Source organism: Parafrankia sp. Ea1.12, assembly GCF_900465275.1.
Classification (GTDB): domain Bacteria; phylum Actinomycetota; class Actinomycetes; order Frankiales; family Frankiaceae; genus Parafrankia; species Parafrankia soli.
The window spans coordinates 1-261 of record NZ_UBIZ01000668.1 but is presented as its reverse complement, the minus strand read 5'-3'; the positions used below and the strand labels follow the sequence as shown (position 1 = coordinate 261).

General features: G+C 69.0%; 1 protein-coding gene. It reads left to right on the top strand.

Translation table 11 applies throughout. From position 1 onward, the window contains the following. On the top strand, nt 1-261 hold a 261-nt coding region (locus FMEAI12_RS34735), incomplete at both ends, for a transposase (RefSeq protein ID WP_200835519.1).

Below are 261 nucleotides of genomic sequence, written 5' to 3'. Positions count from 1 at the left end.
ATGTGCTGGCCTGGCCGGCCGACACCCCGCTCACCTGGCGCCAGGGGGTTCGTTTCGTGGCCATCGACATGTCCCCGTTGTGTCGGGCGGCGATCCGCACCGGACTGCCGCAGGCCACCGTGGTGGTCGATCATTTCCATGTGGTGCAGCTTGCGAACAAGATGCTCAATCTGGTGCGCCGCCGTCTCACCCGAAGCGTCCGCGGCCGGCGTGGCCGGACCACGGAGTGGAAGGCCCGGCGCAAGCTGCTGCGCAACCGCG